At 58.3% G+C, this 647-nt stretch carries 1 pseudogene; it reads right to left on the reverse strand.

The features are described 5' to 3' along the window. Positions 1-647: pseudogene (locus JCM15831_RS19750) on the reverse strand (autotransporter domain-containing protein); the annotation flags it as partial.

Genomic DNA, 647 nt, shown 5'->3' on the forward strand with positions numbered 1-647 from the left:
GCCCGGTATAGGTATTGTCTCCCGTCAGCGTCTGCGCACCGCCATTGACGGTCAGTCCACCCTGGCCTGACAGAACACCCGAATAGGTATCGCTTGCATTGGTCAGCGTCAGTCCGCCATTCAGCGTGCCGTTCCCTGCTCCGGAAAGCGATCCTGCCTGCGAATTGCTGGCCGTAACGGTCAGATTTCCCGATTGAGCAGCAAGCGTCCCGTTGATCGTATTGCCATTCAGGGTAAGGCTGCCGTTATTTGTCACATTGCCGGTGACCGTATTGCCGGTTCCGAGCGTCATGGTGCCAGCATTCGTCGCTGAAGCCAGTGTTCCGCCTGTCGCGCTGAATGTCGCATTCTGCGCATTCGTTACCGCACCGGCTGTGCTGTTGGTCAGCGTTGCCTGACCAGCATTGTTGTCGATCGCGGCGAGTGTGCCGTTCTGTGCTGTCAGCGTGCCTGTATTCGTGGTCTTGCCACCGACCTTGCCACCATTGACGTTGGTCGTGCCTGCATTGCTCAACGTGGACGCAATGGACCCGGTCAGGTTCAGACCCGCGCCACTCGCGACATTCGTATTGCCCGTGTAAGTATTAGCGCCTGACAGAATCTGGGTCCCGCCATTGATCGTCAGACCACCAGTGCCCGACATGACA

This window comes from Asaia astilbis JCM 15831 (genome assembly GCF_000613845.1).
GTDB lineage: Bacteria > Pseudomonadota > Alphaproteobacteria > Acetobacterales > Acetobacteraceae > Asaia > Asaia astilbis.